Origin of the sequence: Corallococcus sp. AB049A (assembly GCF_003668885.1) — a bacterium.
Taxonomy (GTDB): domain Bacteria; phylum Myxococcota; class Myxococcia; order Myxococcales; family Myxococcaceae; genus Corallococcus; species Corallococcus interemptor.
The window spans coordinates 1-4,316 of sequence record NZ_RAWL01000586.1 but is presented as its reverse complement, the minus strand read 5'-3'; the positions used below and the strand labels follow the sequence as shown (position 1 = coordinate 4,316).

At 66.6% G+C, this 4,316-nt stretch carries 4 protein-coding genes and 1 pseudogene; 4 read left to right on the top strand and 1 reads right to left on the bottom strand.

The window, feature by feature from the left end; all coding sequences use genetic code 11:
- The first annotated feature begins 325 nt into the window (after positions 1-325).
- The 4 genes from D7X55_RS36605 to sctV all read left to right on the top strand — a co-directional run bounded on the left by D7X55_RS36605 (position 326) and on the right by sctV (position 3,990).
- Positions 326-547: a hypothetical protein gene (locus D7X55_RS36605; protein WP_121725455.1), complete on the top strand. Its 222-nt coding sequence runs from the start codon at positions 326-328 to the stop codon at positions 545-547.
- A gap of 181 nt (positions 548-728) precedes the next feature.
- Positions 729-1,208 (top strand): hypothetical protein, encoded by a 480-nt coding sequence (locus D7X55_RS36600; RefSeq protein WP_120553145.1) that lies wholly within the window; start codon positions 729-731, stop codon positions 1,206-1,208.
- A gap of 101 nt (positions 1,209-1,309) precedes the next feature.
- Positions 1,310-1,777 carry a tetratricopeptide repeat protein gene (locus D7X55_RS36595; protein WP_120553144.1) on the top strand — a complete coding sequence of 156 codons (468 nt, stop codon included), beginning with the start codon at positions 1,310-1,312 and terminating at the stop codon, positions 1,775-1,777.
- A gap of 86 nt (positions 1,778-1,863) precedes the next feature.
- Positions 1,864-3,990: a type III secretion system export apparatus subunit SctV gene (gene sctV, locus D7X55_RS36590; protein ID WP_120553143.1), complete on the top strand. Its 2,127-nt coding sequence runs from the start codon at positions 1,864-1,866 to the stop codon at positions 3,988-3,990.
- Positions 3,991-4,066: 76 nt separating this feature from the next.
- Here the strand turns inward: sctV and D7X55_RS36585 are convergent.
- Positions 4,067-4,316, bottom strand: a pseudogene (locus tag D7X55_RS36585) (FHA domain-containing protein); the annotation flags it as partial.

Sequence of the window (4,316 nt, the reverse complement as noted above, 5' to 3'; positions counted from 1 at the left end):
TCCTGGAGGCGCAGAAGAAGGTTCAGCAGGACTCGCAGATCATGAGCACCATCACGAACCTCATGAAGAAGATGGACGAGATGGCGATGGCGGCCATCAACAACCTGAAGTAGTCGCTTCCAGGTTGGTGGTTCGCTCCGGCCCCGCGCTGGTGCTCCTTCGGGAGTACCGGTCCGGGGCCGGCGGCGTTTCCGGCCTTCAGCTGCCGCGGCGGGGAAAAATGATTTCTGGAAATCCCCCGGAAACTCCGGCCCCCGACCTTCGATAATCCTTTTGTAGCTGTCGCCGTTCAAAATCCCTCGTCGTCCTCCTGAAGGAGCACACCATGGCCAGCGGCCTCGCGAACGTCCTCTCCACCGCCATCAGCACCTCCAACTCCCAGCGCTCCTCGATGGACGACATGATCGCCCAGGCGCCGCCGGAGCAGCGCGGCTTCCTGGAGGCGCAGAAGAAGGTTCAGCAGGACTCGCAGATCATGAGCACCATCACGAACCTCATGAAGAAGATGGACGAGATGGCGATGGCGGCCATCAACAACCTGAAGTAGTCGCTTCCAGGTTGAGTGGTTCGCTCCGGCCCCGCGCTGGTGCTCCTTCGGGAGTACCGGTCCGGGGCCGGCAGCGTTTCCGGCCTCGCAGAAGCGCTTGCCCCCCTGGTCGCGATCCGGAAACTCTCCTACGCTCTCTGCCGATAACCTTGGAAACCGCTTTTTTGAACGAGGTTGCTCCATGGGCTCCAACACGATCAACCGTACCTCCTCCTTCTCTCCCACGGCCCGCACCACGGGCCCGACGCAGTCGAACCCCGCCGCGTCGAACCAGGCGATGCGCGAGCTGAACACCTTCAGCGCGCAGCTCAAGCAGGCCGCGGCCGCGCCGGCGCAGCAGCAGGCTCCCGCGCAGAAGCGCTCGGCCGAGGAGACCCAGCAGCTGGGTCAGCAGGTCGTCACGGACATGTCGAAGAAGTACCTGGGCTTCCTCGCGGGCATTGGCAAGGACGCGGGCAACCGCACCATCAATGCGACGCAGGCCAAGGTGGACGCGTTCATCGCGGCCAACCCCGACGCGACGCAGGCTCAGATTGAAGACGTGGCCAAGAAGGAGTTCAACAAGTCCTCCAGCGCCGAGTACATCTTCAAGTCCGTCATCGAGAAGTCGATGAGCGACGTGATGGCGAAGGTGCAGGAGCGGATCGACGAGAACAAGTAGTCCCTGTCAGCCCGTGCCTTGGAAGGGTCCCCGTCTGGCACTGTCGGGGACCCCGGGCTAGACTCCCCGCCGCTGCTGCTCCCGCCCCGGTGAACGCGCCGATGACGACTGAATCCAAGGCCACGGTGTCGAACGACAACGAGAAGCCCCTGTCCGGTCCGGAGATGCTCGAACGGGCCACGGAGGGCTTCAACCTCTTCCAGGACGGACACTTCAGCGAGTCACTGGCCATCTTCGAGAAGCTCTCGGCCATGGACTCGACGGAGGCCTACTTCCAGACCGCCCTGGGCGCGTGCCACCTGGCGCTGGAGGACCTGGACACCGCCGTGGCGTGCTTCAACCGCGCCATCGAGCTGGACCCCACGGACATCACCCCCTTCGTCAACCGGGGCGAGGCGTTCCTCCGTCAGGGCCGGACGACGGAAGCGGCCCGTGACTTCCAGCATGCCGTGTCGCTGGACCCCGAGGACAAGGACCCCCTGAGCCGTCGTGCGCGCATGCTGGCCGCCGCGGCCCTGGAGAGCTCGGACGAGGCTTCGGAATCCGAAGCCCCCGAGGACCGCTCGTAGGTTGTCCGCAGGCTCCCTCGCCGGACAGGTGAGGGAAGGCCCCCCCTTGGGCTCTGGGGGGCGCACGGATTAGGATGGCCCCGCCGATGGCCAACGCCGATCCGAACAGCTTCCTGAACAAGTACTCCGACATTGTCCTGGCGGTGGTCGTCGTGGCCATCGTCGCGATGATGATCGTCCCGCTGCCGACGATCATCCTGGACGTGTTGCTGACGCTGAACATCAGCATCTCGGTGGTACTGCTCCTCATCTCCCTCTACGTGCCCAGCGCGCTGTACCTGTCGTCGTTCCCGACGATCCTGCTGATCACGACGATGTTCCGCCTGTCGCTGACCATCTCCACCACGCGACTCATCCTGCTCACCGGCGACCCGGGTGAAGTGGTGGTCGCGTTCGGTAACTTCGTGGTGCAGGGCAACTTCGTCGTCGGCGCCATCCTCTTCCTCATCCTGGTGGTGGTGAACTTCATCGTCATCTCCAAGGGCTCGGAGCGCGTCGCGGAAGTGGCCGCGCGCTTCACCCTGGACGCCATGCCCGGCAAGCAGATGTCCATCGACGCGGACCTGCGCGCGGGCGTGATTGATCAGGACCAGATGAAGAAGAAGCGCCGCGACCTGGAGCGTGAGAGCCAGCTCTTCGGCGCCATGGACGGCGCGATGAAGTTCGTGAAGGGCGACGCCATCGCGTCCATCATCATCACGGTCATCAACATCGTGGGCGGCCTCATCATCGGCGTCACGCAGAAGGGCATGTCCGCCGGTGACGCCGCGCAGAAGTACACGCTGCTCACCATCGGTGACGGCCTCGTCGGCATGATCCCCGCCATCCTCATCTCCACCTGCGCCGGTATCCTGGTGACGCGCGTGGGCGGCGAGGAAGAGGGCGCGCACCTGGGCAAGGACGTGGGCACGCAGCTCACCGCCTTCCCGAAGGCCATCGCCATCGCGGCGGCCATGCTCGTGGGCCTGGGCCTCATCCCCGGTCTCCCCAAGATTCCCTTCTTCCTGCTGGGCGCGGGCGCGGGCTTTGGCGCCTGGACGATGATGCGCAAGCGCGACGAGGCGCTGGCCGCCGAGGAAGCCGGCCCCGCGATGGAGTCCAGCTTCGGCACGCCTGTGTCCTCCGAGCCTCCGCCCAAGGAGCAGCTCAACCCGGACTCGGAGCTGTTCATCCCCGTCGTCACGCCCATCGTGCTGGAGGTGTCCGACGCGCTGGTGCCCTTCGTGGACTCGCGGCAGGACGGCGGCAAGTTCCTCTTCGAGCTCATCCCGTTCATGCGCGATGGCCTCTTCGTGGAGCTGGGCGTGCGCTTCCCCGGCGTGCGCGCGCGCGGCAACGGCGGCCTGCCGCCCGGGGCCTACCAGATTCAAATCAACGAAGTGCCCGTCGTCACCGGCCAGGCCACCCTGGGCCACATCCTGGTGAACGACACGGTGGAGCGCCTCAAGCTGATGAACATCCCCGGCTTCGAGGCCATCAACCCCGCGACGCGCCAGCCGGCCGCGTGGGTGCCCGAGCAGTTCCGGGAGACGCTCGAGTCCGCGGGCCTCACCACCTGGGACGTGCCCGGCTACATCATCCTGCACACCGCCGCCGTGCTCCGGAAGAACGCCCGTGAGTTCGTGGGCGTGCAGGAGACGCAGACGATGCTGGAGCAGCTGGAGAAGGCGTTCCCGGCCATCGTCAAGGAAGTCGTCCCGAAGATCGTCAACGTGCTCAAGCTCACGGACATCCTCGGGCGCCTGGTGGAGGAGGAGCTCTCCATCCGCGACCTGCGCGGCATCCTCCAGGCCCTGTCGGAGTACGGCCAGGTGGAGGCGGACAACGTCATGCTCACCGAGCATGTCCGCGCCTCGCTGCGCCGCTACATCTCCCACAAGTACGCGCGCGGCACCGGCACGCTGGTGGTGTACCTGCTCGACCCGAACATCGAGGAGGCCATCCGCAGCTCCATCAAGCGCACCTCCGCGGGCGCCCACCTGGCGCTGGAGCCGGAGATTGCCCAGGAGATCGTCGGCGCGGTGCGTTCCGAGTGCGGCCACCTGCCGCCCAGCGCCCAGCGCCCCGTCATCCTCACGGCGATGGACATCCGCCGCTACGTGCGCAAGCTGCTGGAGTACGAGTTCAACCCCTCGTTCTCCATCCTCAGCTACCAGGAGCTGTCCCCGGACCTGAACATCCAGCCGGTGGCGCGCATCTCCTCCGGCCGGTAGCGGCGCGGAAAGTCCGCGGCCGCACCCCAAGGCCTCCGCTTGCGGCGGGGGCCTTGTCGTTTCCGGGGAGGGCGCTTCAGGCGCCCGCGAGCACGGCGATCATCAGCACGAGGAAGCTCAGCCCCACCACGCCCATCACGATGAGCGGGACGAGCTTCTTCTTGTCCGCCAGCGCGGACACGGGGGCCGGCTCGGGCTCCGGTTCCGGCATGGGCATCTCGCCGTCGGGCTGCGGCTCCTCGGAGGAGGCCGCGGAGCCGTCCTCGGAGGCGGGCTGCTCTTCCGGCGGCGCGGGCGCGGGCTCCGGCTCGGGCTCGGGCTCAGGC